At 61.1% G+C, this 22644-nt stretch carries 21 protein-coding genes; 13 read left to right on the top strand and 8 right to left on the bottom strand.

Annotated features, from left to right (window positions below):
* Positions 1-76: 76 nt before the first annotated feature.
* A complete protein-coding gene (locus C0V97_RS11295) occupies positions 77-1594 on the top strand; it encodes a carbohydrate porin (protein WP_233582115.1) in 1518 nt (505 codons plus the stop codon).
* Positions 1595-1683: 89 nt separating this feature from the next.
* Here C0V97_RS11295 and ade read toward each other — a convergent pair whose 3' ends face one another.
* Together ade and C0V97_RS11285 are read right to left on the bottom strand one after the other, a co-directional pair.
* Positions 1684-3384 (bottom strand): adenine deaminase, encoded by a 1701-nt coding sequence (ade, locus tag C0V97_RS11290; protein WP_127102699.1) that lies wholly within the window; start codon positions 3382-3384, stop codon positions 1684-1686.
* A gap of 190 nt (positions 3385-3574) precedes the next feature.
* Entirely contained in the window at positions 3575-5119 is a 1545-nt protein-coding gene (locus tag C0V97_RS11285) for an NAD(P)/FAD-dependent oxidoreductase (RefSeq protein ID WP_158625406.1), read from the bottom strand.
* 321 nt (positions 5120-5440) lie between these two features.
* Here C0V97_RS11285 and C0V97_RS11280 point away from each other — a divergent pair, with 321 nt between their 5' ends.
* From C0V97_RS11280 to C0V97_RS11265, 4 genes are all read left to right on the top strand, one after another.
* Complete coding sequence (locus tag C0V97_RS11280; RefSeq protein WP_127102697.1) at positions 5441-5755, top strand: helix-hairpin-helix domain-containing protein; 315 nt, start codon at positions 5441-5443, stop codon at positions 5753-5755.
* Positions 5756-5900: 145 nt separating this feature from the next.
* The gene (locus C0V97_RS11275) at positions 5901-6140 is read left to right on the top strand and encodes a FeoA family protein (protein WP_127102696.1); all 240 of its coding nucleotides are present in this window, start codon (positions 5901-5903) and stop codon (positions 6138-6140) included.
* A 7-nt stretch (positions 6141-6147) separates the two neighbouring features.
* Positions 6148-8010 (top strand): ferrous iron transporter B, encoded by a 1863-nt coding sequence (locus C0V97_RS11270; RefSeq protein WP_127102695.1) that lies wholly within the window; start codon positions 6148-6150, stop codon positions 8008-8010.
* Between the two features lie 5 nt (positions 8011-8015).
* Positions 8016-8201, top strand: a complete 186-nt coding sequence (locus C0V97_RS11265) for a hypothetical protein (RefSeq protein ID WP_127102694.1) — start codon at positions 8016-8018, stop codon at positions 8199-8201.
* A 48-nt stretch (positions 8202-8249) separates the two neighbouring features.
* Here the strand turns inward: C0V97_RS11265 and C0V97_RS11260 are convergent, their stop codons facing one another.
* From C0V97_RS11260 to xdhA, 4 genes are all read right to left on the bottom strand, one after another.
* Positions 8250-8927: an HAD family phosphatase gene (locus tag C0V97_RS11260; RefSeq protein ID WP_127102693.1), complete on the bottom strand. Its 678-nt coding sequence runs from the start codon at positions 8925-8927 to the stop codon at positions 8250-8252.
* Positions 8924-9760 carry a xanthine dehydrogenase accessory protein XdhC gene (xdhC, locus tag C0V97_RS11255; protein WP_233582114.1) on the bottom strand — a complete coding sequence of 279 codons (837 nt, stop codon included), beginning with the start codon at positions 9758-9760 and terminating at the stop codon, positions 8924-8926. The genes C0V97_RS11260 and xdhC overlap by 4 nt, the downstream gene beginning before the upstream one ends.
* 38 nt (positions 9761-9798) lie before the next feature.
* Positions 9799-12093, bottom strand: a complete 2295-nt coding sequence (gene xdhB / locus C0V97_RS11250) for a xanthine dehydrogenase molybdopterin binding subunit (protein WP_233582134.1) — start codon at positions 12091-12093, stop codon at positions 9799-9801.
* A gap of 124 nt (positions 12094-12217) precedes the next feature.
* Positions 12218-13729 (bottom strand): xanthine dehydrogenase small subunit, encoded by a 1512-nt coding sequence (gene xdhA / locus C0V97_RS11245; RefSeq protein WP_127102690.1) that lies wholly within the window; start codon positions 13727-13729, stop codon positions 12218-12220.
* A 188-nt stretch (positions 13730-13917) separates the two neighbouring features.
* On the opposite strand from xdhA, the gene C0V97_RS11240 reads away from it, so the two are divergent.
* The 3 genes from C0V97_RS11240 to C0V97_RS11230 all read left to right on the top strand — a co-directional run bounded on the left by C0V97_RS11240 (position 13918) and on the right by C0V97_RS11230 (position 17190).
* Positions 13918-14196 (top strand): HU family DNA-binding protein, encoded by a 279-nt coding sequence (locus C0V97_RS11240; protein WP_025884597.1) that lies wholly within the window; start codon positions 13918-13920, stop codon positions 14194-14196.
* Between the two features lie 361 nt (positions 14197-14557).
* On the top strand, positions 14558-16069 hold the full coding sequence (locus C0V97_RS11235) for an adenosine deaminase (RefSeq protein ID WP_127102689.1): 1512 nt from the start codon (positions 14558-14560) through the stop codon (positions 16067-16069).
* A 14-nt stretch (positions 16070-16083) separates the two neighbouring features.
* Complete coding sequence (locus C0V97_RS11230; protein WP_127102688.1) at positions 16084-17190, top strand: purine nucleoside permease; 1107 nt, start codon at positions 16084-16086, stop codon at positions 17188-17190.
* Between the two features lie 100 nt (positions 17191-17290).
* Here C0V97_RS11230 and C0V97_RS11225 read toward each other — a convergent pair whose 3' ends face one another.
* A complete protein-coding gene (locus C0V97_RS11225; RefSeq protein ID WP_127102687.1) occupies positions 17291-18139 on the bottom strand; it encodes an AraC family transcriptional regulator in 849 nt (282 codons plus the stop codon).
* 89 nt (positions 18140-18228) lie between these two features.
* Here C0V97_RS11225 and C0V97_RS11220 point away from each other — a divergent pair, with 89 nt between their 5' ends.
* Positions 18229-19002, top strand: coding sequence for a class I SAM-dependent methyltransferase (locus C0V97_RS11220; RefSeq protein ID WP_127102686.1), 774 nt, complete (start codon positions 18229-18231; stop codon positions 19000-19002).
* A gap of 376 nt (positions 19003-19378) precedes the next feature.
* Here C0V97_RS11220 and C0V97_RS11215 read toward each other — a convergent pair whose 3' ends face one another.
* A complete protein-coding gene (locus tag C0V97_RS11215; protein ID WP_127102685.1) occupies positions 19379-20011 on the bottom strand; it encodes a TetR/AcrR family transcriptional regulator in 633 nt (210 codons plus the stop codon).
* Positions 20012-20081: 70 nt separating this feature from the next.
* Here C0V97_RS11215 and bdcA point away from each other — a divergent pair, with 70 nt between their 5' ends.
* The 4 genes from bdcA to C0V97_RS11195 form a co-directional block, all read left to right on the top strand.
* Positions 20082-20795 (top strand): SDR family oxidoreductase, encoded by a 714-nt coding sequence (gene bdcA, locus C0V97_RS11210; protein WP_127102684.1) that lies wholly within the window; start codon positions 20082-20084, stop codon positions 20793-20795.
* On the top strand, positions 20792-21097 hold the full coding sequence (locus C0V97_RS11205; RefSeq protein ID WP_127102683.1) for an EthD family reductase: 306 nt from the start codon (positions 20792-20794) through the stop codon (positions 21095-21097). Before bdcA ends, C0V97_RS11205 begins: the two co-directional genes overlap by 4 nt.
* A 9-nt stretch (positions 21098-21106) precedes the next feature.
* Positions 21107-22108 (top strand): alpha/beta hydrolase, encoded by a 1002-nt coding sequence (locus C0V97_RS11200; protein ID WP_127102682.1) that lies wholly within the window; start codon positions 21107-21109, stop codon positions 22106-22108.
* On the top strand, positions 22105-22644 hold a 540-nt coding region (locus C0V97_RS11195), incomplete at its 3' end, for an NAD(P)-dependent oxidoreductase (RefSeq protein WP_148114936.1). The genes C0V97_RS11200 and C0V97_RS11195, both read left to right, overlap by 4 nt.

The raw sequence follows: 22644 nt of genomic DNA, 5'->3' as shown, positions 1-22644 counted from the left end.
CCATTATGACTTTCTGTTAATCCCTCTGTCACTGGCCCATCCGGGCACTCACGCAAGAAATCTGGACGAAACGATAGTGACAAGAGAGATCGCCAACGATCGGGACCTGCATTCCGCCCGCCGCCCCAAAACCCGAGCGGGAAGAATTCCGCGCAAGGGCGGTGGGCGCGGGGTGTGGACCGCCCTCGCCCTTGCCGCCTTTTGCGGCGGGACCATAACGTCCTACGCTCAGGCTCAGTCCGAAACCGCCAAGACGCTTGAGGGCGATGACTATAAGGCCATCGGTTTTCCGATCGCGGGCCAGGGCGCTGTGCCCATCGGCCCTCTCGTGCCGTCGCTCTACGGCAATCCGCATCTTTTCGGTGATTGGGGCGGCGCCCAGAGCTGGATGCAAAACCGCGGTATCTTCCTCAATATTGCCCTTAACGAGGAATATATGGGCAATGTCACAGGCGGGCGGACACGCGACAATGTCCTGGCCGGTCAGGTCGCCGCAGAACTGGACATCGACTGGCAGAAGCTCGCAGGCTTTCAGGGCTTCTGGACCCATCTTCTGGTCGTGAACGGCCATGGGCGGAATTTCAGCTATTCCCTGGGAGATTATGTCTCAAACCCTGAGCAGATCTACGGCTCGCGCGGCAATGTCGTCGCGCATCTCGTCTCGATGTATGCCGACAAGACCTTTCTGCATGATCGGATCGTGGTCTCGGCCGGTGTCATCCCGACCGGAACATTCTTCGATTTCGATGCGCTCGCCTGCTCCTTCATGAATGTCAGCGTTTGCGGTAATTTTGCACCCGGCAAATATGCGCCTGGCGGCCGCGACTGGCCGTCTGCCAATATTGGCGCCGTGCTGCGTGTCCGCCCCACCGAGCGCACCTATCTGATGGGCGGGCTCTTTGCCGTCAGCCCCCACGCCTTCAATGGCGGCGTGTCAGGCTGGGCACTCGCGCAGGACGGGTTAGGGAAGCTGAGCTCGCAATTCGAGGCAGGCTGGGACCCGGCTTTCGGCAAGGACAAGCTGCTCGGCCATTACAAGATCGGCTTTTATTACGACAATTCGCGCTATCCTCATCTTTACGAGGATCGTTATGGCGGCTCCTACCAGGCGAGCGGTCTGCCCGCCCGCAATGCCTCGGGCATGTGGTCCAGCTGGCTCATGTTCGACCAGATGCTGGTACGCAGCGGCAAGGGCCTGGCGGATGGTCTGATCGTGATCGGCGGACTCGGCTACGCACAAGGCAATGTCGTTGCCATGCGTGATCATGAATGGATCGGCTTGTTGCAGAGTGGCACGCCCTGGCATCGCCCGCTCGACCAGATTGGTGTCATGTTCCAGCATATGACCATGAGCCGCTCCGTGCGTCTGCAACAGGAATCCTCCGTCGCGCTCGGTCTGCCTTTCGTCTCCAATCAATGGGGGAATGTCTACGGGGTGCAGCGTTGGGAGCAGGTCTATGAAGCCTTCTACAGCCTGCATCTGGCCGCGGCGACAGCGCTGCAATTCGACTTCCAGTATCTGCAACATCCCGGAGCCACAACCACCTTCAACGATGCTGCCATCATCGGCGGGCAGTTCACAACCAATTTCTGAGCCCATATCCCCGCGCCTCTCGGGCGCGGGGTCGTGTTCCGCTTTGGGCGCTCACAGAGACGGCCCCGATACGCTTCCTGTGAGGCGCGTCAGGAAACGAGGCTCATCGTGTCCACATCAATCATCCCGAGATCGGTGATCTTCAGATGGGGAATGACCGGCAACGGCAGGAAAGCCAGTTGCAGGAAAGGTTCTTCCAGGCTTCCGCCCATGTCACGCACCGCTTCACGAAGGGATTCCAGATTTCGTCTGACAGTCTCGAAGGGCTGATCGCTCATCAGCCCTGCTATGGGCAGCGCCAGCTCAGCCACGATCTTGCCTTGCCGAACAGCGACGAACCCACCCCCCATTTCGGTCAATCGTGCGATCGCCAGAGCCATATCGACATCATTCATGCCCACCACGCAAAGATTGTGGCTGTCATGGCCGACGGAAGAGGCGAGCGCACCCGTGGAAAGACCGAAGCCCTGCACGAAACCGCGCCCGATATTGCCGTTCTTGCCATGGCGCGCGACCACGCAGATCTTGGCAATATCACGTTGCGGGTCTGGCTGGACGCCGTTCTCTGTCACGTCGAGAGTCGCCCGGCGAAACTCCGTGATGATCTGATCCGGAATGATACCGATCACAGCCTGGTTCTGCCCGGTCCCCGGCACATGAAAATCCGTGGCCGCGATCGGGGCGGCGAGCTTCACAGAACCATAGCCTTGCGGTGGTACGATATCCCGGCTGGCAAACAGCGCATCATTCACGAGACGCCCGGCCGAAAAGACCTGAGCAACGGCACAGCGCTCCAGATCATCAAGCAGCACGATATCGGCGCGAAGCCCCGGGGCGATCTGACCCCGATCACGCAGGCCAAAGGCCCTTGCTGCCGTAAGGGACGCCGCCCGATACGCTGCGAGCGGCGCAACTCCGAGCGAGATGGCCTTGCGAATGAGGAAGTCGATATGCCCTTCATGGGCAATTTCCATCGGATTCCGGTCATCGGTGCAAAATGCCAGAAAAGCCGAGGTTTCCGGCGTAAGGAGAGGCGCAAGCGCCGTCAGATCCTTGCATACCGACCCCTCGCGGATAAGGATCGTCATCCCCTTGCGGATCTTCTCAAGCGCCTCTGCTGCGGTGGTCGCCTCATGATCGGTATGAATACCGGCGGCAATATAGCCGCTCAGTCTCTTGCCACGCAGCAGAGGCGCATGACCATCGATATGCCCATTGGCGAACGCCACGAGCTTGTCGAGGCAATCCGGCTGCCCTGACAGGACACCGGGGAAATTCATGAACTCGGCAAGGCCGATGACTTTCGGATTATGGCGGTAGATCTCCAGCGTGGCAGCATCCAGTACGGCGCCCGAGGTTTCGAGCCCCGTAGCGGGCACGCAACTCGAGAGATTGATGCGCAGATCCATCACCGTCCGATTGGCGCAGTTCAGGAAATAATCGAACGCCGCCCGCCCCAGGACATTGGCCATTTCATGCGGGTCGCAAATAGCCGTGGTCACGCCATGCGGCAGCACACAGCGATCGAACTCGAAGGGCGTGATCAACGAGGATTCGACATGCAGATGCGTATCGATGAAGCCAGGCACCGCAATGCGGCCCTGACCGTCAATGACTTCACGCCCCTCATAGCAATCCAGAACGCCCACCACCCGGTCACCCGTGATGGCGATATCGGTCGGGATCAGCTCCCCCGTGACCAGATCGAAAAGTCTGACATTGCGTATGACGAGATCAGCAGGCTCGGCTCCGGCTCCCTGACGCACGCGCCGCACGATTTCATCCCGCATCCTTGTCTCCCCGACGGCACAGGCCGACCGATCCGGCCCGGCATCATGAGCTCACTATATAGGATAGGCCTCAGGATGGAACGGGCCGATATCGGGAGGCCCCAGGGCGAAACGAAGCGAGCGCGCCTTTCAACGCGCCCGCCTGGGCTCGCGATGCCGGAAAGCGCCGGCAGACAGACCTCGGGAGGTATCAGGCAGCGTCGAGTCTCGCCGCCATGGTGAAGAACTTCTCGTCGAAGCTCTTGTTCTGCATGATCGAGTCAGCCAGTTCGCGCAGAATCACCATGTTTTTCTCAAGCAGGGCCCTGACCGCGTCATTCGATTTGTCGGCAAGGAAAATCGAGCGATTGGCATAGTCCTGTATCGAACCGACAAGATTGATGAATTCCGGCAATGCATAATCATCGGAAACGGCGCCCGGCTGCCTGAGATAGGTCATGACCTGATGATGCAGCTTGTAGAAAGCCGAGATCTCGCTGTGGATGCTCTCGATAAACCCGATATCGGCGAATTTGCCGTTCATAAAGAGCACACTCATGAAAAGGAAATAGAAGGTCGCATCCCAGTTCGTCTTCACGAACACATAGTTCCAGTCGTCGAAACCTGCATAGGACTCCCTGTGGGTATCGACAAAACCGGCATAGGCCTCCGCCATGACGCCGTTCATCCGCTCGATCTGCTCCAGCCCGTCGGGCTGGGTAATCGCGTTGGTGATCATGGTATTCGCCAGCCCGATCATATCCGTGCCGTTGGAATACATGGGATCAACGAATCCTGCGGCCTCTCCGGTCAGCGCCCATCCCTCTTTCGACAGAAACTGTGCAGACAGATAGGAGTAATTGCGCAGCATCACGAAGTCGATCACTTCGAATGCCTCACGCTGCATATAAGCATGGAAACGCGGCTCATGCCTGGCGAGCCAGGAAGTCGCGAGGGGATGCGAACTCAGTTCTGAAAGACTGTGGATGCCATTATCGAAAACAATGCCGATGCTGGTGGTCTGTTCGCTGATGGGAATGATCCAGACCCAATAGCCTCGCCCGATCAGATGGGTCGTGCTCCGCCCACGCTCGCGCGCATGACCGAACGGGTTAGCCTCATCCTGCGAACTCAGGAACTCGTTGATATCCACCTTGCCCGCAACACGGAACCAGATGGCTGAGTGATTGATCCCCGCAGGGCGCTGCAATTCGAATTTCTTCATCAGCACACGCCCGCGCCCCGAGGCGTCCACGACCCAGCGCGCTGCGACCGGTGCCACGACACCGTCATGGTCACGCACCGCCACATTATTCAGGTCGCCTTCGCGCTCGATTTCCATGACGCGGCTGTTTTCGATCAGGGTGACACGCTCCCCCAACGCGTCGCGCAGGTGGTTTTCCAGCTTGCCGCGATCGATCTGATAGGTTGGCTGATGCGGATAATAGCCGAGCCCGATCTCGCGATACGGGGCATCGCCGGTCAGGCCCTGCGTCTGGATGAAGCGCAGCCCCATTTTGCGCAGATGCTCAGTCTCGAGATGTCTTTTGCACCCCACGATTTCCGCCAGATAATAGGCCCCGATTTCCACGGTAGACTCTCCCACCTTGTGGATACGCTCGGGGTACGGGAATTTGCGGTTGTGAACGATACAGATCCCAAGCGCCGGATCGGCGTCGAGCAACTGCTTCGCCAGAGTGAGGCCAGCCAGTCCTGCGCCAATGATCAGGACATCGTGCGGTGCGTGTTCAGACAAGACACATCTACTCGATTTCAAAGGTGAATTGCGATGCGCAAGCACGAAAACCGTGCCAGGTTCGGATCATGGGTACCTAATTGACCAAACACCGTTAATCAACATCAAATCAACGTCACAACACATTGATATAATCGACGACACAGCTCCTGTATTTCGCGATCATCGCCATGTTATTCTCCAAACGTATTGTTTTACGTCCACAAACCAGAAATCCTTCTTGGCAAGCCGCTCAAAAGCATCAATTTCGCAAGGTAGATGGCTTCTTTTGTGGTTTTCCCGAATGGTCCATTGGCTTTGCAGGCATAGGGGAGAATCATCGTGAGCAGTGATACACCATCCGCACCGCAGTTCAGCGCAGACGAGAGACTGAAACTCCTGCGGGGAAAGCATATTGGTCCCACGGTTATCCTGCGTCTTGAGCAGGTTGGTATCGCTTCTCTGTCCGCCCTTTCCCGCCATGAGCCGGAAGATTTATGCCTGCGCATCGCAGCACATCTCGGGTCACGTTGCTGGCACAACAGCCCTCGCGCGCGCGATGCCATCGTGGCCGCCATCACGATTGCGCGGAAGGAGAGTTCGCCCCCCAGCCCGTTTCCCTTTATCAGCAGTGAGAAACCCGACGAGACCTCCTGATGGAACGGCCTCCTGCCCATGACGGGGTTCTGTCACAAAGGATTTCACCCCCGCCCCCTTCCCTAAGAAAACATGAAGGACTATCTAGGCAATTGAGAAGCGTTCTCACAGAACGCCATTTTCCGGCTATAGATGGGCTTTCCTCATGACACTCGACACCCTGCCCAAAGGCGCTCACGCGGTCATCAGCCAGGTCGTCGCGCGTATGGCCAATGATCCGATCGCGACGCGACTGGGCGAGTTGGGGTTCATTCCGGGTGCTCCGGTCGAAATCGTGGCGACAGGCCCCGTGGGCCACGATCCCATTGCCGTGCGGCTGGGCTCGACCTGTTTTGCCCTCCGCCGTGGTGAGGCCTCGCGTATCACGCTCAAACACGATCTCTGATCTGTATATGGACGCCGTCACACTGCCGGAGACGGCCACCAGACCCTTGCGCGCCGCCCTCGTGGGCAATCCCAATTGCGGCAAGACCTCGTTGTTCAACCAGCTGACAGGTAGTCGCCAGAAAGTCGCGAACTATGCGGGCGTCACGGTCGAGCGCAAGGAGGGGTATCTCACGACCCCCAATGGCAGAGCCATTCGCCTGCTCGACCTGCCCGGTGCTTACAGTCTGAGTGCCACAAGCCCGGATGAAGACGTCACCCGTGACGTCTGCATGGGGCAGCATCCGGTCGAAAAGCAGCCGGATCTGATCATCTGTGTCGTCTCGGCCAGCAATCTGCGGCTGCATCTGCGCTTCCTGCTGGAACTCATGCAACTCGGCCGCCCCATGATCGTGGTGCTCAACATGATGGACGAGGCCGAACGACTCGGGCTCACCATTGACGTACCGGGCCTCGCCGCAGCGCTTGGCCTACCTATCATTCCCGCCATCAGCCTGCGCAAGAGCGGCATTGCCAATCTGCTGAACGCGCTCGATCAGCCCGAATTCCTGCCGCCACCTGCCATGAAGACGGACCTCGACGTCCATGGTGAAGTCGGCCAGCTCATCACCCGCTTCACCAATGAAGGCACGCTCAGGGGCGACCGGATGGCCGATCGCCTCGATCGCTGGTTCCTCCATCCGGTCTGGGGCCCGATCATCCTTCTGGTCGTTCTCTTCTTCATGTTCCAGACGGTCTTCGCCTGGGCCCAGCCCATCATGGACGCGCTGGAAGCGGGCATCACCTCGCTCGGGCAGATCGTCGTCTCTCCGCTTCCTCCGGGGCTGCTGCGCAGCCTTCTGGCCGACGGCGTGATCGCGGGTGCAGGAACGGTCATCGTCTTCCTGCCCCAGATCCTGATCCTGTTCCTGTGGATCCTCACCCTGGAGGAAACAGGGTACCTGCCACGCGCAGCCTTCCTGCTCGACAGGATCATGGCGCTTGCAGGGTTGAGCGGGCGCTCCTTCATTCCGCTGCTCTCGAGCTTTGCCTGCGCCATTCCAGGCATCATGGCAGCGCGCACGATCCAGAATCCCCGCGACCGGCTGGTGACGATCCTGATCGCACCGCTCATGACGTGCTCGGCGCGGCTTCCCGTCTACACGCTGCTGATCGCGGCTTTCGTGCCTCATCGCACCGTGCTCGGCTTTCTCGGGCTCCAGGGGCTGGTCCTGTTCGGGCTGTATCTGGTTGCAATTATCAGCGGCATCATCGCAGCCCGACTCATGACGCGTGGCGTTGCATCAGACGAGCATCCCCTGATGCTCGAATTGCCTCCCTATCGCACCCCCAATCTGAAAAGCGTGGCGCTGGGGCTCTGGCAGCGGGCCATCATGTTCCTGTCGCGCGTCGGCACGATCATCGTCTCGCTCAATGTGCTTCTCTGGGCACTTTCCAGCTTCCCTGCGCCGCCGGCCAATGCTACGGGCGCCGCAATCGATTACAGTCTCGCTGGCCATATCGGCCATTTCATGCTGCCCATCTTTGCGCCGCTGGGCTTCAACTGGCAGATCTGCGTCTCGCTCATTCCTGGTCTGGCCGCACGCGAGGTTGCCGTCAGCGCATTGGCCACGGTCTATGCTCTGGGAGCCTCGGATGACAATGCCGCGAACCAGCTCATGCCGCTTCTCAGCGCGCATTGGAGCATGGCAACCGCCTTTGCGTTGCTGGCCTGGTATGTGTACGCGCCGCAATGCATCTCGACTCTTGCAGTCATGCGTCGCGAGACCCGCTCGCTCAAAGTGGTTCTGGGAGCTGCGGCCTATCTCTTCGGCCTTGCTTATGCCGCGGCCTTTCTTACCTATCATGTGACACGCGCCCTGACCGGATGATCGCCATGATGCAGAGTCTTATCGTCATCGCCCTTGTGACCGTTGCCCTCCTGTTCTGGCTGAACAGGCTGTTCCCAGCCCATGCGGCTTCTTTCAAGGCACGGCTTGGCCTCGCCAAGGCCCTTCCTGCCTCAGGAGAAAAGAAGGGCTGCAACGGTTGCTCGGGCTGTAAGGGCGGCGGCTGCCACTGACGCCAGCCGATAGGAGCGCGGGGTAACGACCCCGCACTCGAGCGAGAGTCAGGTGGTATGATCCGCACGCTCGATGAATTCACGCACCTGATGCAGGTCGTTCATGATTTCATGCGCCTTGCCGATGATCTCTTCGTTGGGCGTCATCAGATCGGGCACCACAATCACCCTGATCCCTGCCGCATGGGCAGCGCGCGCGCCGTTATGGGAATCCTCGATCGCCAGGCAGAATGCGGGCTCGACGCCGATCGCCTGTGCCGCTTTGAGATAGGGTTCGGGGTCGGGCTTGCCGCGGCTGACATCATCCCGCGTGATGATCGTATCGAAGCGATCATAAATACCGACATGGCGCAGATGGGTCTCGGTGCGGGACCGTCCTGACGATGTCGCTATGGCACGTGGCAAGCCGCGTGCGTCAAGATAATCGAGCAGGGGGACCACCCCCTCCTTCATCACCAGACCGCCTGCCTCAACCAGCTTGTGCATGTGCACATCCTGGGTCCGGAACAGGCGACCCAGATCGATATCGGGACCATAGGTATCCGTCACCAGCTTCGCACAGGCATCGCCCGGCAAACCGATCATCTGGCGGGCAAAGTCGAGAGGCATATCATGCCCCAGTTCACGCGCCGCGCTAACGAACGCCTCGAGAGACAGGGTCTCGCTATCGAGCAACACGCCATCCATGTCGAACAGAATACCCTTGATGGGCCCAGGTCCCGTCATCGTCTCTCTCCTTGATCCAGTGCTGCAGCCGCATCATGCTGCGCGTCATTGCTGTCGCTTGTCTGTCTGCCATGATCAATGCGCGGCACCAATCGCCTTGCCAGCTCCGACGCCACCAGAGCCGCGATGATCTCGGGTCGCTTGTCGCGCAGGCCTTGATCTCCGATCGGACAGACCAGGGCATCGATCCTGCTCTGGGCGAGACCGATCTCTCTGAACCCGGACTCGAAACGCCGTCTCTTGGTGTGTGATCCAATCAACCCGACATAGGCCAGATCGCCCCGCTCGAGTGCTGCCCCGGTGATCAGCGCATCCAGAGCATGGCTCGGTGTCATGACCAGAACGCCATCCCCCGGACGCAATGAGGCAATCTCGCTCTCCCAGGCTGTGCTGACCTGCACCATGACGCCTTCGGGGACCGGGCCGAACTCCTCCGGCCTCGGGTCGATCCAGCGGAGTGACAGGGGCAGGAGCGCGGCCGCCCTGACCAGAGCACGTCCCACATGCCCCGCGCCGAAAACACTTAGCGTCGGCCAATCGAGGCGACGTTGCTCAAGTCGGCGCAGTTCCTCATCGAGATCAAAGACGGGCTCGTACCGGATCAGGACAACGCCGCCGCAACACTGCCCCGATTCAGGCCCCAAAGTGAAGCGACGATCCTCGCGCACAGCCTCTCCCCTCAGAATCAGCCGGGCATGTTCCAGACACTGGAATTCCAGATCTCCGCCGCCGATCGTGCCAGTCTGGGTAGTCTCGGTCACGAGCATGAAGGCGCCTGTCTCGCGGGGGGTCGAGCCTCTTGTCTCGGCCACCACCACGCGCAGTACCGCCACGGCCGAGCCTTGCCAGCTTCGGACCAGATCCAGGTCGATCAGGAGGGCTCTCCCTGCGCGGCGCGGGCCTGCACCTGCATGATCGTGCGCAACAGCCGTTCAGGGGTTGCCGGGGCGTCGAGCCCGGGGCAGCGCCGATACCCGTCCAGACTGGCGATGGCATCGGACAACGCGTGCAGTACGGCCACGCCGTGAACGAGAGGCGGCTCTCCGACCGCCTTGGAGCGGTAAATGGTCGCCTCGCGATTGGGGGCGTCGTCGAGCAGGGTCACGTTGAAAATAGCAGGGCGGTCTGAGCAGGCAGGGATCTTGTACGTGCTCGGGGCATGAGTACGCAGCCTGCCCTCCTTGTCCCAGACCAGTTCCTCGGTGGTGAGCCAGCCTGCGCCCTGAACGAAGGCCCCCTCGATCTGGCCGATATCGATATCCGCATTCAGGGATTGCCCAGCATCATGCAGGATATCGACCCGGTCGATGCTGTTTTCGCCAGTCAGCAGATCCAGCGTGACTTCAGCGCAGGCGGCGCCGTAGGCGAAATAATAAAAGGGCCGGCCGCGCCCGGTTGCCGCATCCCAGGAGATCTTGGGCGTCTTGTAAAACCCGCTGGCCGAGAGCGAGATGCGGGCGAAATAGACCTGCCAGACCAGATCACGGAATGGTACGAGGGCCTCGCCCATGCGTACCCCTTCCGAGGTAAAGCGGATCGCTTCTGGTGCAACCTGCCATTTCTCGGCAGCGAAGGTGACCATACGCGCCTTGATCTGACTGACCGCGTCGAGTACCGCCATGCCGTTCAGATCGGCCCCCGATGAGGCAGCGGTGGCCGAGGTATTGGGCACCTTGCCGGTTGTGGTGGCCGTGATACGCACATTCTGCGCGTCGAGACCAAACTCGTTCATCACGATCTGCACCATCTTCGTGTGCAGACCCTGACCCATTTCCGTGCCGCCGTGATTCACCTGTACCGAACCGTCGGTATAGACATGAACCAAGGCACCGGCCTGATTATAGTGGGTTGCGGTAAACGAAATACCGAACTTGACCGGCGTGAGCGCAATGCCCTTGCGCAAGGTGCGGCTGGTCGCGTTGAACGCACGCAGCGCGTCGCGCCGGGCGCGGTACGCACAGCGTTCGGCCAGCTGGGTCATGACGAGATCGCTGATCGAATCCTCAACCACCATGTGATAGGGCGTCACGTCTCGTGTGCCTGTGCCATACACATTGCGCAGACGGATATCGAGCGGATCACGCCCGGTCGCGAAAGCGATTTCCTCGACGACACGCTCTGCCGCCACGATCCCCTGAGGGCCGCCAAAACCACGAAAGGCCGTATTGGACTGGGTGTTGGTCTTCAGGGCGAGAGAACGAAACCGCACGTCAGGGTAGAAATAGGCGTTATCTGCGTGAAACAGGGCGCGATCGGTCACCGGGCCCGAGAGATCGGCCGACCAGCCGCAACGCGCCGCAAGCTGCATGTCCACGGCAAGGATATCGCCCTGATCGGTAAAACCGACCTCATAATCAACCCTGAAATCATGACGCTTGCCCGTGATGACCATGTCATCATCGCGATCAAGGCGCATCTTGGCTGCCTGACCGGTCAGTTCCGCCGCGAGCGCCGCAAGACAGGCACATCCATTGGCCTGGGACTCCTTGCCGCCAAAGCCGCCCCCCATACGCCTGATCTCGGTCGTGACGAGGTGATGCGGGCGCCCCAGCACGCTCGCGACAAGATGCTGCGTTTCGGAAGGATGCTGGGTGGAGGACCAGACACGCATCTCCCCCGCCTCGCCAGGCTGGGCCATGGCGACCTGACCCTCCAGGTAAAAATGCTCCTGCCCGCCTATGGTCACGCGTCCTTTGAGGCGGCGCGGCGCGGCCTCGAGCGCAGGTTCTACTGCGCCACGCTCCATGGTGAGGGGGCGCCATACCAGCGCGCCGCCATTCTCGATTGCAGAGTCGATATCGAGAACCGCCGGGAGTTCCTCATAAACGATACGTGCCAGACGCACGGCGCGCCGGGCAATCGCGCGCTCGGTCGCGACAACGGCAAAGATCGGCTGGCCGACATGCTGCACGAGATCGGTCGCAAGAAGCGGCTCATCATGGGCATGAACGGGACTTGTCTGATTCTCGCCCGGAATGTCCTGAGCGGTGATCACCCGGACCACACCGGGCACGGCGCGGACCGCATCGAGATCAATCGAGATCAGACGCGCATGCGGCTTTGCGCTGAGCCCCGGCACGACATGCAACAAGCCTTTGGGCTCAGGTATGTCGTCAATATAGAGCGCGCGCCCGGTCACATGCAGCATTGCGCTCTCATGCTTCATGGACCGGGTTTTCCCAGCCTTGAACGCTGAGGCGTCAGCCGCCACTTCCGGGCGGCCCTTCCCGTCTCCGGCGCTCTCTGTCTCGGTCGGAAGGGTCCCGATGCAGTCAGACGTGTTGATGCGGTCAGACATGGGTGAGGCTCCCGGCCTCGGCGAGGCGCATGGTTTCCCCCTGGCTTTCCTCATAAAATCGCGTCAGCAGATTGGCAGCCACTGTCTGCCGATACCAGGCACTGGCCCGCATATCGCTCAGAGGCGTAAAATCCTCGGCCAGGGCATCTCGGGCGGCTTCGAGCGTCGTCTCGTTCCATAGCTGACCCAGCAGCGCCTGCTCTGCTCTGGGCGCACGACACGGTGTCGCCGCCATACCGCCAAAGGCGAGACGCGCCTCGATGATCCGCCCGGAGCCATCGCGGCAAAGGGCGAAGGCCGCAAGAACCGCGGAGATATCCTGGTCGAAGCGTTTGGAGATCTTGTAGCTGCGGTAGAATGTCCCCTCCTTCTGACGAGGCACGCTCACCGCTTCGACAAACTCTCCTTCCCGACGATCCTGCTTTCCATAGGCGAGGAAATACTGCTCCAGAGGCAGACTCCGCCGTGTTTCACCCCGACGCAGATGGAGCGTCGCTCCAGCCGCAATCAGGGCTGGCGGCCCATCGCCAATAGGCGAGCCATTGGCGATATTGCCGCAGAGCGTGGCGCTGTTGCGTATCGGCGTCGAGCCGATACGACCGATCAGGACGCCGAAATCGGGCAGGATGCGCGCCAGTGCTGCACGCGCAGCCTCATAGGTGACCGCTGCCCCGATACGCAGCCCATCCTCTGTCTCCTCGATCGTCGCGAGGTCGGCGCACTGCCCGATGAAGGCCACACGCGGCAGGGAGCGCATCGCCTTGGTCACCCACAGCCCAACATCCGTCGCCCCGGCGACGATGAGCGTCTGGGGATATGCCATGAGCCGATGCGCCAGAGACTCCGCCGAGGCTGGCAGAAACACGTTGCCCTGTGCGGTCTCGATTTCAACATCTGCCCTATCCTCAAGCGCCGCCAGCCGATCGTCCAGCGCTTGGACACGCTCTTCGAAAGCTGAATCCGGGGCCGCAAGCGCCTGCTTCATGGCCCTTACGATGGGCGCGTAGCCGGTGCAGCGACACAGATTGCCCGCAAGAGCGGAATCGATCGCGCTATCGTCATCTGAAGGGGTATCGGTATTGCGATACGCCACCATCGACATCACAAATCCCGGCGTGCAGAAGCCGCATTGCGCGCCATTGAGAGCAATCATGGCCTGCTGGACCGGGTGCAATGCCTCTGCGGAGCCGACATCCTCAATGGTGAAAACTGCCGCGCCATCGAGCATGGGCAGAAGCTGGATACAGGCATTGACCGCGCGCAGGCTCACCCCGGATGGCATGGCGCGTCCACGGCCCGTTTCCCCTCCCGCGCCAGAGATTTCGCTGCTGGAGCGGCGTCGCGCCACGATCACCATGCACGCGCCGCAATCCCCTTCGTTACAGCCCTCCTTGGTGCCGGTGCGCCCCTCATGACGCAGCCAGTCCAGCAGGGTCCGATCAGGAGCAACATCATCGAGCGTGACGAGGCGGTCCCCCAGAAAGAAGCGTATCGTCTCGCGCATGAATGACCCCCCGCATGATGGAAACTGGTTGAATGAATGGGGGTGGCCCCTTCGCCATTTCCGGAAACTCTTGTATGATTGGGAGATTCGACGGCAGAGAACAATCAGGAATATTGCATTTCCTGCCTTGTTATCGCTTCGAACTGCGCCTAAGGCTCCACGGCCATTTCAAACGCAAGAGGATCACCATGAAGTCCACTGATCTGATCGACCGCATCGCCGCCGCCACCGGTGGCACCAAGGCCGACGCCAAGACCGCCCTCGACACCGTCTGGGCCAGCATCATCGACGCCGCCACCAAGGGTGACGAAGTGTCTATCCCGGGCTTCGGCAAGTTCCAGGTGCGTTCCACCGCTGCTCGCCAAGGCCGCAACCCCAAGACCGGCGAAACGATCGAAATCGCTGCGTCCAAGAAGCTCAGCTACTCCCCTGCCAAGAACGTCAAGGACGCTCTGGCCGGCAAGTAAGCCGATCAACAGGCCATGCCACTGCGGGATCCCGCAGTGGCATGGCCTGTCATGGGATGCCCTGACTTCTGCCCTAGCGTAATCGTCAGGTGCCCCTCCCTCCGGACCATCCGTCCGACCCGAGGCCGCCCATGCCCCCGTGCATGGAAATATAATCCCGCCTCACCCAAAACTCTCCTGGCACGGCCATCTTCCCTGGCGGATCCGGGGCAGTCCTGCCCATCCGGCTCGCACTCGTCGCCAAAGCTTGCGCCCGACCTGCACCTCCCCGCGATCATGCGGCGCCTTCTCCGTTAAAAAACGTTCTCGGCTCTCGCCCGCCCGCTTGCAAAAGCAAACAGGTTTCGTCACGTTTCGCGGCATGTTGCCTCGCCTCCTGCCCGCCCTAGCCCTCGCTATTCCGCTCTTCTCCGCCCAGGCCGAAACGCCGGAGGGACAGGCGACGGCCCGCATCTTCGATCATCTGCGCAGCGACCCCGCGCGCATGACCCTGTTCATGCGCAATTTTCCCAAAGGTGGGGATCTTCATAACCATCTCGCAGGGGCCATCTCGGCCGAAAGCTTTCTCGAATGGGCGTCAGGAGACGGATTATGCGTCTCGCTTTCGCAGGGACGCATCCTGCCAACAAAGTGCCGTCTGGCAACGCCCGGCGATATTCCCGCCGCCCAGTTGCATGCGCGTGACGACGCCCGCGCGGTCATGATCGATTCCTTATCGATGCATGATTTCGTTCCGACGCCCGCCGATCACTCCGGTCACGATCACTTTTTCTCGAGTTTCGGACGCTTCGCTCCTGTGCTCGCAGCCCACCAGGGCGAGATGCTCGCCCAGGCTCGCGATCAGGCTGCCGCCGATCACGTGGTCTATCTCGAACTGATGATCTCCCCGGCTCTGGGCAGCATGGTCAAGACGGGCGACCAGCACCCCCTGCATGATCTCGACCTTGACGCCGCGCATCAGGCACTCAAGGACGAGCGTCCCCGTCTGGTGGCTGAAGCCAGACGCGATACGGACGACATGGAGCATCAGGCCCGCGACATCCTGCAATGCGATACCCCTGCCGCGCATCCTGGGTGCTCGGTGACGGTGCGGTATCTGTTCCAGGCCATCCGCACGATGACCCCGGCCCAGGTCTTTGCCCAGCTCGATGCAGGCTATGCTCTTGCCCATGAAGATCCGCGCTTTGTCGGGCTCAATTTCGTCGCCCCCGAAGACAACAGTACCGCCATGGCCGATTACGAACTGCATATGCAGATGTTCGCCAAGCTGGGCGCGCTCTACCCCGATGTCCGGCTCAGCCTTCACGCAGGCGAACTGACCCCCTCCCTCGTTCCCGCCAGCGGCCTGCAAAGCCACATTCGTGACGCGGTCGAGATCGCGGGTGCCGAGCGCATCGGCCATGGCGTGGATATCACCTGGGAGAAAGACGCCATACGCCTTCTCAACGAGATGGCGCAGCGCCGTATCGCGGTTGAGGTCAATCTGGTCAGCAATGCCCAGATCCTGGGAGTGAGCGGCGCAGAGCATCCGCTCAGTCTCTATCGCCGCGCCCATGTACCCGTCGTGCTTTCGACCGACGATGAAGGCGTATCGCGCAGCAATCTGACCGAAGACTACCTCAGGGCGCTTACCACCACATCACTGAGCTATGCCGATCTGAAAACCCTGTCTCGCAACAGTCTGACCTACGCCTTCATTCCCGGCACATCGCTCTGGGACGGGGATCATGTGACCACACTCTGCAAGGCGCCGCAGAGCTTCGCCTGTGCGGATTTCCTGAAAAAAAGCCAGAAAGCCCGCCTCCAGCTTCAGCTCGAGCAGAACTTCGCCGCTTTTGAAAACACTGTCAGCCACGAGCCCCTTTTCCAGTGAGGACCCTTCGCCCGATGCTCAAGCGCCTTCTTGCCCTCTCGGCCCTCTCCCTTTGCGGCACGGCGCTCATCGCGCCCGCTTTTTCCCTCCCAGCCGCCGCCGAGTCCAGCCCCGCCAGAATTCCAGTTCGCGTTGTGGTTGTAACCACGTTCGAGATTGGCAAGGACACGGGCGACACCCCGGGCGAGTATCAGAACTGGATCGAAAAGCTCCCCTTGAGCCAGACGCTACCCGCACCGGGCACCGATCATGAGGTGATGCACTACAACCCGGAGTTGCAGGTCCTCGCCATCGCTTCCGGTGAAGGTCCACAGCACATGGCCTCTGCCATGACGGCACTCATTCTCGACCCTCGCTTCGACCTGCGTCACAGCTATTTCGTCCTCGCCGGCATTGCAGGGATCGACCCCGATTTCGGAACGATCGGCTCTGCCGTCTGGGCCCCCCGAGTGATCAATGGCGGCCTCGCGCATCTGGTCGACCCACGCGAGATCCCGAAAGACTGGCCGGATGGCTTTACACCCGTACAGGGCAGCCGCCCCGATCAGTCGCCCCGCCCGCCCCTGCACTCGCTGTCAGGCGACATGGTCTACACGCTCAATCCCGGCCTTACGAACTGGGCCTATGCCCTCACCAGATCGATTTCCCTGCCCGACAGCGATGGCATGAAACAGAGCCGCGCCCGCTATCGCGGCTATGCCCCCGCCCAGAAGCCCCCTTCTGTTGTGATCGGCGACACGATCTCGGGAGAAACCTTCTGGGTTGGCAAGCTCATGAACCGCTGGGCCGAACGCTGGGTGCGCTACTGGACCGATAACAAGGGCGTCATGGCCACGACCGCCGAAGAGGATATCGCTTTCTGTCAGGCCCTGGCGCTTCAGGCCAAGGCCGGACGCGTCGATCCCGATCGCGCCCTGCTTCTGCGCACCGCAAGCAATTTCGACATGCCGCCTCCGGGTCAGACCGCCGCGCAGCTTCTCTCGGATGAAGCGAATGAGAAGGGCTATTCAGCGTTCATCCCCTCGGTAAACGCCGCCTATCAGATCGGCAGCGTCGTCGTGCGTGAACTTGCCACCCATTGGGACCGCTACGAGAATACGATTCCCTCTGCAGGGAAGTAAGCCGAACAGGAGAGGCCGGGATGCGGGCTAGGCGAGAGGGCGTCGCCCTCTGAAAACCCCATCCCGGACCTAAACTCCGCGAAATTGGCTGGTCCGGGCGTCAGAATGACTCCCCTCCTCCCGGAGGCGGCTCATCATCCATTCCCCGGCTTCGCTTCTGATACTGCAGCGGAGCAAGGCCGATGACTCGCGTGAAGGATTTGGCGAAAGCGCTCATGGACGCATAGCCGGCTTCAGCCGCGACATACGTCACCCTTTCCCCCTGACCGAGCAGAATCGCCGCGTGAAATAACCGCGCCTGCGTGATCCAGTGCTGCCAGCTCATGCCGGTTTCCTCTCGGAAATGCCTTCGAAAGCTGCGTTCCGACATCCCTGCCACCCGCAAAACTGCGTCCAGTCCAACCGAGCCGGGATCAGCGCGCGCTGCATCCATGGCCCTGACGAGCCCGGAGTGACGCGCCCGAGGCAGGACAAAATTGCCGGCGCGGACCGCGTCGCACTGCTCCCGCACCAGAAGCAGCAAGGTCCTGAAAAAAACCGCTGCGATCGGGCATTCCTCCCTTTCGCCCCCAGGCCAGCGCAGGGCATAGAACACCATCTCGCGCAGTACGGGCGCGACGGGAAAAATCTCGATCCTGCCACTCTTCTCATCCCCCTGAGAGACCCTGAAAAAAAGGGATACGCCATCGAGATCGCGGATCATCGTCCTGTGCGGGACATGGGCTGATATCCAGACGGCGTGCCCCGCAGGCAGAAGATGCACCCCGTCCCGCCCCTCGACCTGAGTCGTCCCTTTCCGTGCATAGATGATCTGGTGGTAGGGGTGTTCATGCCAGCCATAAGCCACCGGCTCCGTCACCTTGCGCAGGGCGAAAGCTGCATTGCACGGCGCATCCAGACCAGTCTCGGCCAGAATGACGCGCGTCTCCTCGTCTGTCAGGGTCTTCATCTGGCCGTTTCCCGCTATTTTATGACCGCGCATCGTTAGTCGGCCAGGGTTCTGTGCCTTAACCTGCCGGGGTAAGGAAAGGAACAATCATGACCGATGCGGCATCCCCTCATGACACACGGATAATCGACCAGTTCACGCGCTGGGCCTCCCCGTTTGCTGCGCTCCCTCTCCATGCCGAGGCCGAGAGCATGGCGCACACGATAGCCGCCTGCGCTGTTGAACCGGGGATGAGCGTGCTCGATGTGGCATGCGGCCCCGGGATTGTCGCCTGTGCCCTGGCGAGAGAAGGCGGGGTCGTGACCGGCATCGATCTCACACCCGCCATGATCGACCAGGCCCAACAGCGTGCCCGGCAAACCGGCACGACTGCCTGCTTCCAGATTGGCAATGCACGCGCCCTCCCCTTCGCTGACGGCGCGTTCCATCGTGTCGTGACGCGCTACAGTTTCCATCACATGGAGACCCCGGCGCTCTGCCTGCAGGAGATGGTTCGGGTCTGTCGTCCCGGTGGGCGGGTGATCGTGATCGACGCCACGCCCACGCCCGAATGTCGGGAGCGCTATGACGAAGCCGAGAAACTGCGTGACGCCTCTCATACCCGCGCCCTAACGCTGGCTGAGCTCGAAGCTCTCGGAAACGAGGCGGGGCTGTCGGCTTTGATGGTTCATCAATACCGCCTGGAGTCGCAACTGACCGATCAGGTGGCACAGGAAGATCTGCCGGCTCTGACCGCGTTATTCAGAGAGGAAATTGCAAGCGGTCAAGACCGGTCTGGTATGCGTGCCAGTGAGATCGATAACGTCATTCGCTTTACTTTTCCCCTGTCGATCGTCGCATGGAAGAAACCTGCGCCACTCTGAAGCGGACGGAACAGAGGGCGGCCCCTGAGGCTCGAACCTTGTTGCTTCGGCATGGGCACCTTGACAGAGGTGCTGGGCAATAACTGGCATTGAGTTGATCTGCGTCGACTGCCGCACCTGCTCATGGCGCGTCTGGTGGCCTCTCTCAAACATCTCACTACGATATATCGCCCCCTGCCAGAGGAGCGGGATCATCTTCGCGAACCGCAATGACCTACGCCAGCGCACGGAAGAGGGGGCTGCGGGTCATATGATCGGCTTTGTCGGAGAGGGATGGCACACGTATCGGCATGCGGTGACGAACAAGCCTCGCTGGTCATCCATATGATCGGGCCTGCTTGCGCGAAAAACCTGCCTGGCTGGAAGGGTGTGTCGGTCACGGCGCGTGGCCGTGGAGCGCTCTCGCCGAGGTGTTCCCCCCAATGAGTGAGCGCAGCCCGACCATGACAACCGCCGCGACCTGTTCCAGGCTTGAGCAGCTCGCGCCATCACGGGCCGCAGCCGACATACCAGCCATCGTCACGGTCAGGACATCGGTTACCATCGACGCTACCTGTGGCGCCGTGCGGGCGATCAGGGCCTCAAGCTTTTCACGACGAGCCCGGGCGATACGCAGGGCGATGCCTCTCCCCTCATCGCTGCGATCGGCACGTAAGGCCTCAAGGATCAGGCACCCGGCCCGATCGCTGCAGGCTGTGTAAGTACGCGCAGCGTCCCCCAGCAACTCGGCAATACTGTCGATGACCGGACGGTCGTCGCGGAAGAAGATGTCGAGAGGCAAGATCTCAGCGGCATAGGCCTCAGCGATCCTCTCGAAATAGGCGGCCTTGCTGCCAAACGCGGCGTAGAAGCTGGCCGGTCTGATACCGATTGCCTCAGTGATGGCGGCAATGCCCAGCGCCTCATAGCCATGCGTGTGGAACAGCGCGCGCCCAGCGGAGAGAGCCTCTTGCGGGTCGAACCGGCGGGGACGACCTCGTACGGCCTTCGACGATAATTGATCGGTCACTCAAAAAACCCTTGACGATAATCCTGCATTAATTATGTAGCGTTCGATCAATAAATTCAAGGAGCGCCTCATGTCAGGTTCGACAGCACGAAAAGTCCTGATCACCGGCGGTAGTCGAGGGATCGGGGCAGCAATCGTCGGGAGGTTTGCGGCGGAAGGCGACGACGTCTCGTTCACCTGGTCGGGCTCGCGGGAAGCGGCAGAAGCAGTCGCGGCCCGAACCGGCGCACGCGCCATCCGCAGCGATGCCTCGGACCGTGATGCAACGATCACCCTGTTGCGCGATACGGGCCCGCTCGATGTTCTCGTCTATAATTCCGCCGTACTGCTGCCGGGCGATCCACTGACCCTGGAGCCCAATTCCGTCGACCATCTGTTCGACGTGAATATCCGCGGCCCGTATTTCGCCTCCGTCGAGGCGGCGCGGCAGATGAAGAAGGGCGGACGGATCATACTGATCGGCTCGGTGCACGGGGACCGTATGCCATTCGAGGGGATCACAGCGTATGGAATGAGCAAATCGGCATTGCAGGGCCTTGCGCGCGGTCTCGCCCGGGATCTTGGCGCGCGCGATATTACGGTAAACGTGGTGCAGCCCGGGCCAACGAACACGGATATGAACCCCCATGATGGCCTCCTCGCACAAGCAATGCATGACGAAATGGCGCTCAAGCGCCACGGCACAGCAGAGGACGTAGCCCATCTGGTCGCCTATCTCGCGGGTCCGCATGCGCGCGGGATAACGGGCGCCATGCACACGATCGATGGCGGTTTCGGCGCATGAGCGAGGCGGTGCTCTTTGTAATCTATCGCGGTGCTTCAGATGATCGTTTCGACCGAGAATATTACGGCGCTCATCACCTGCCTCTGGTGAGGGGCGCCTTTGCGCCCCATGGGCTCGTGTCGCTCGCCGCATTCTATCCGGCGCAGGATAATCCCGGGACGATCGCCCTGTGCGAATGTCGCTTCGCAGATGCGTCGAGCATGGAGCGCGCATTCGGCAGTCCGGAGGCTTCGGCCGTCATGGCCGATATTCCGCGGTTTACTGATCTCCTACCGTCCCGCCTGCGCGCAATCCCTCTCTGAGGACCTGACATGAGTGATGAGAAACCATGGTCGCATGCGCCATTGCGCAATATTCGCCGGGGGCATTTCTGGATCCCGGGAGAGCGCGTGACCCATTCCGGGCGGCGCTATCAGCGCGCGCCCATGTATGTGGAGTGGGAGGCACCCGAACACGTCATTCACCCCTATCCGATCATCCTGATGCATGGAGGCGGGTTTCAGGGCACGGAGTGGTTCGACACGCCTGATGGTCGGCCGGGATGGGCGCAGCGTCTGGTCGAGGCAGGCTACGTCGCCCTCGTGATCGACCGGCCGGGACATGGGCGCTCTCCCCTGCATACGGAAATCACCGGTGCGATGGGACCGCCGTTTTCCTATGAAGCCGCGCGTCAGATCTATTTTCCCCAAGCCGACCCGCGCCATACGCAATGGCCGTTTGACGCGGATGATGAGGGCGCGCTCGACGCATTCGTTGCAGGCTACGGGCCGTTGCCTGCTGATCTCTGTACCTCCCAGACGATGGACGCCGACCGGATCGCGGCGCTTTTGGACAGGATCGGTCCCGCGATCCTGCTGACACATTCAGCCTCGGGCCCGGATGGCTGGCTCGTCGCCGATAGAAGGCCCGATCTCGTACAGGGCATCATCGCCATCGAGCCGATGGGACCGCCCTTCGCAACCATCCCCAATATTGGTCCGATGAGCTGGGGCATCGCCGCAGCGCCGCTCGCCTTCGAACCGCCCGTACAGGATGCGGCAATGCTGCACGCATCAGAGCCCGGAACATATCGTCTACCATCTCTGGCCGGGAAGCCGATCCTGATCGTCACCGCCGAGGCCAGCGCGTTTGCAGCGGCAAGCCCGCCGACCGCCGCATTCCTCAATGACGCGGGGGCCTCTGCCACAGTGATGCATCTTCCGGATCATGGGGTGCATGGTAACGGGCATGGGCTGATCTACGAGAAAAACTCCGACGCGGCGCTGGCTCCTGTGCTGGCATGGCTTGCATCGAATTTAGAGGTGTCAGCATGAAAATTGCCCTGATCGGCCTTGGTGCGATGGGTCGCGCCATCGCCACCAATCTGGTGCATGACGGCCATGACGTTTGTGCCTGGACGCGCTCGGGCCGCACGGTTGAAGGCGTGGCTGCGTTGCAGACACCGGAGGAGGCGTTCAACGCCGATGTCGTTCTGACGCTCCTGTCGGATGATGCGGCCATCCGCTCGGTGATCGTCGATCCGGGTTTGGTGTCACGCGCCCCCTCCGGTGTGATCCATGTCGTCATGTCCACGATATCGGTCGCATTTGCACGCGAACTGACAGAGCTTCACGCCCTATATGGAATGGCCTACGTAGCGAGCCCTGTCCTTGGCAGGCCCGATGTTGCGGCAGCAGGCGCATTGCAGATACTTGCGGCTGGCGGCGCAGTCCATCTGGACAGGCTTGCACCCGTATTTGCGGTTCTGGGCAGGCGTGTCTGGCCAATGGGGGAAGATCCCTCCGGAGCTTACGCGGCCAAGATCGCCTGCAATATGATGATTACCATGGCCATCCAGGCAATGGCCGAG

Source organism: Asaia sp. W19 (assembly GCF_003994335.1).
Lineage (GTDB): Bacteria > Pseudomonadota > Alphaproteobacteria > Acetobacterales > Acetobacteraceae > Asaia.
The sequence above is the reverse complement of the archived record's forward strand: the minus strand, read 5'-3'. Positions and strand labels throughout refer to the sequence as shown.

Coding starts and splice junctions, on each gene's coding strand:
- C0V97_RS11235 (WP_127102689.1), top strand. CDS start 14,558: ATGTTGCCTCGCCTCCTGCCCGCCCTAGCCCTCGCTATTCCGCTCTTC.
- ade (WP_127102699.1), bottom strand. CDS start 3,384: ATGCGGGATGAAATCGTGCGGCGCGTGCGTCAGGGAGCCGGAGCCGAG.
- C0V97_RS11260 (WP_127102693.1), bottom strand. CDS start 8,927: ATGACGGGACCTGGGCCCATCAAGGGTATTCTGTTCGACATGGATGGC.
- C0V97_RS11265 (WP_127102694.1), top strand. CDS start 8,016: ATGATGCAGAGTCTTATCGTCATCGCCCTTGTGACCGTTGCCCTCCTG.
- C0V97_RS11225 (WP_127102687.1), bottom strand. CDS start 18,139: ATGAAGACCCTGACAGACGAGGAGACGCGCGTCATTCTGGCCGAGACT.
- C0V97_RS11220 (WP_127102686.1), top strand. CDS start 18,229: ATGACCGATGCGGCATCCCCTCATGACACACGGATAATCGACCAGTTC.
- C0V97_RS11240 (WP_025884597.1), top strand. CDS start 13,918: ATGAAGTCCACTGATCTGATCGACCGCATCGCCGCCGCCACCGGTGGC.
- C0V97_RS11200 (WP_127102682.1), top strand. CDS start 21,107: ATGAGTGATGAGAAACCATGGTCGCATGCGCCATTGCGCAATATTCGC.
- C0V97_RS11205 (WP_127102683.1), top strand. CDS start 20,792: ATGAGCGAGGCGGTGCTCTTTGTAATCTATCGCGGTGCTTCAGATGAT.
- xdhB (WP_233582134.1), bottom strand. CDS start 12,093: ATGAAGCATGAGAGCGCAATGCTGCATGTGACCGGGCGCGCGCTCTAT.
- C0V97_RS11275 (WP_127102696.1), top strand. CDS start 5,901: ATGACACTCGACACCCTGCCCAAAGGCGCTCACGCGGTCATCAGCCAG.
- bdcA (WP_127102684.1), top strand. CDS start 20,082: ATGTCAGGTTCGACAGCACGAAAAGTCCTGATCACCGGCGGTAGTCGA.
- C0V97_RS11270 (WP_127102695.1), top strand. CDS start 6,148: ATGGACGCCGTCACACTGCCGGAGACGGCCACCAGACCCTTGCGCGCC.
- C0V97_RS11230 (WP_127102688.1), top strand. CDS start 16,084: ATGCTCAAGCGCCTTCTTGCCCTCTCGGCCCTCTCCCTTTGCGGCACG.
- xdhA (WP_127102690.1), bottom strand. CDS start 13,729: ATGCGCGAGACGATACGCTTCTTTCTGGGGGACCGCCTCGTCACGCTC.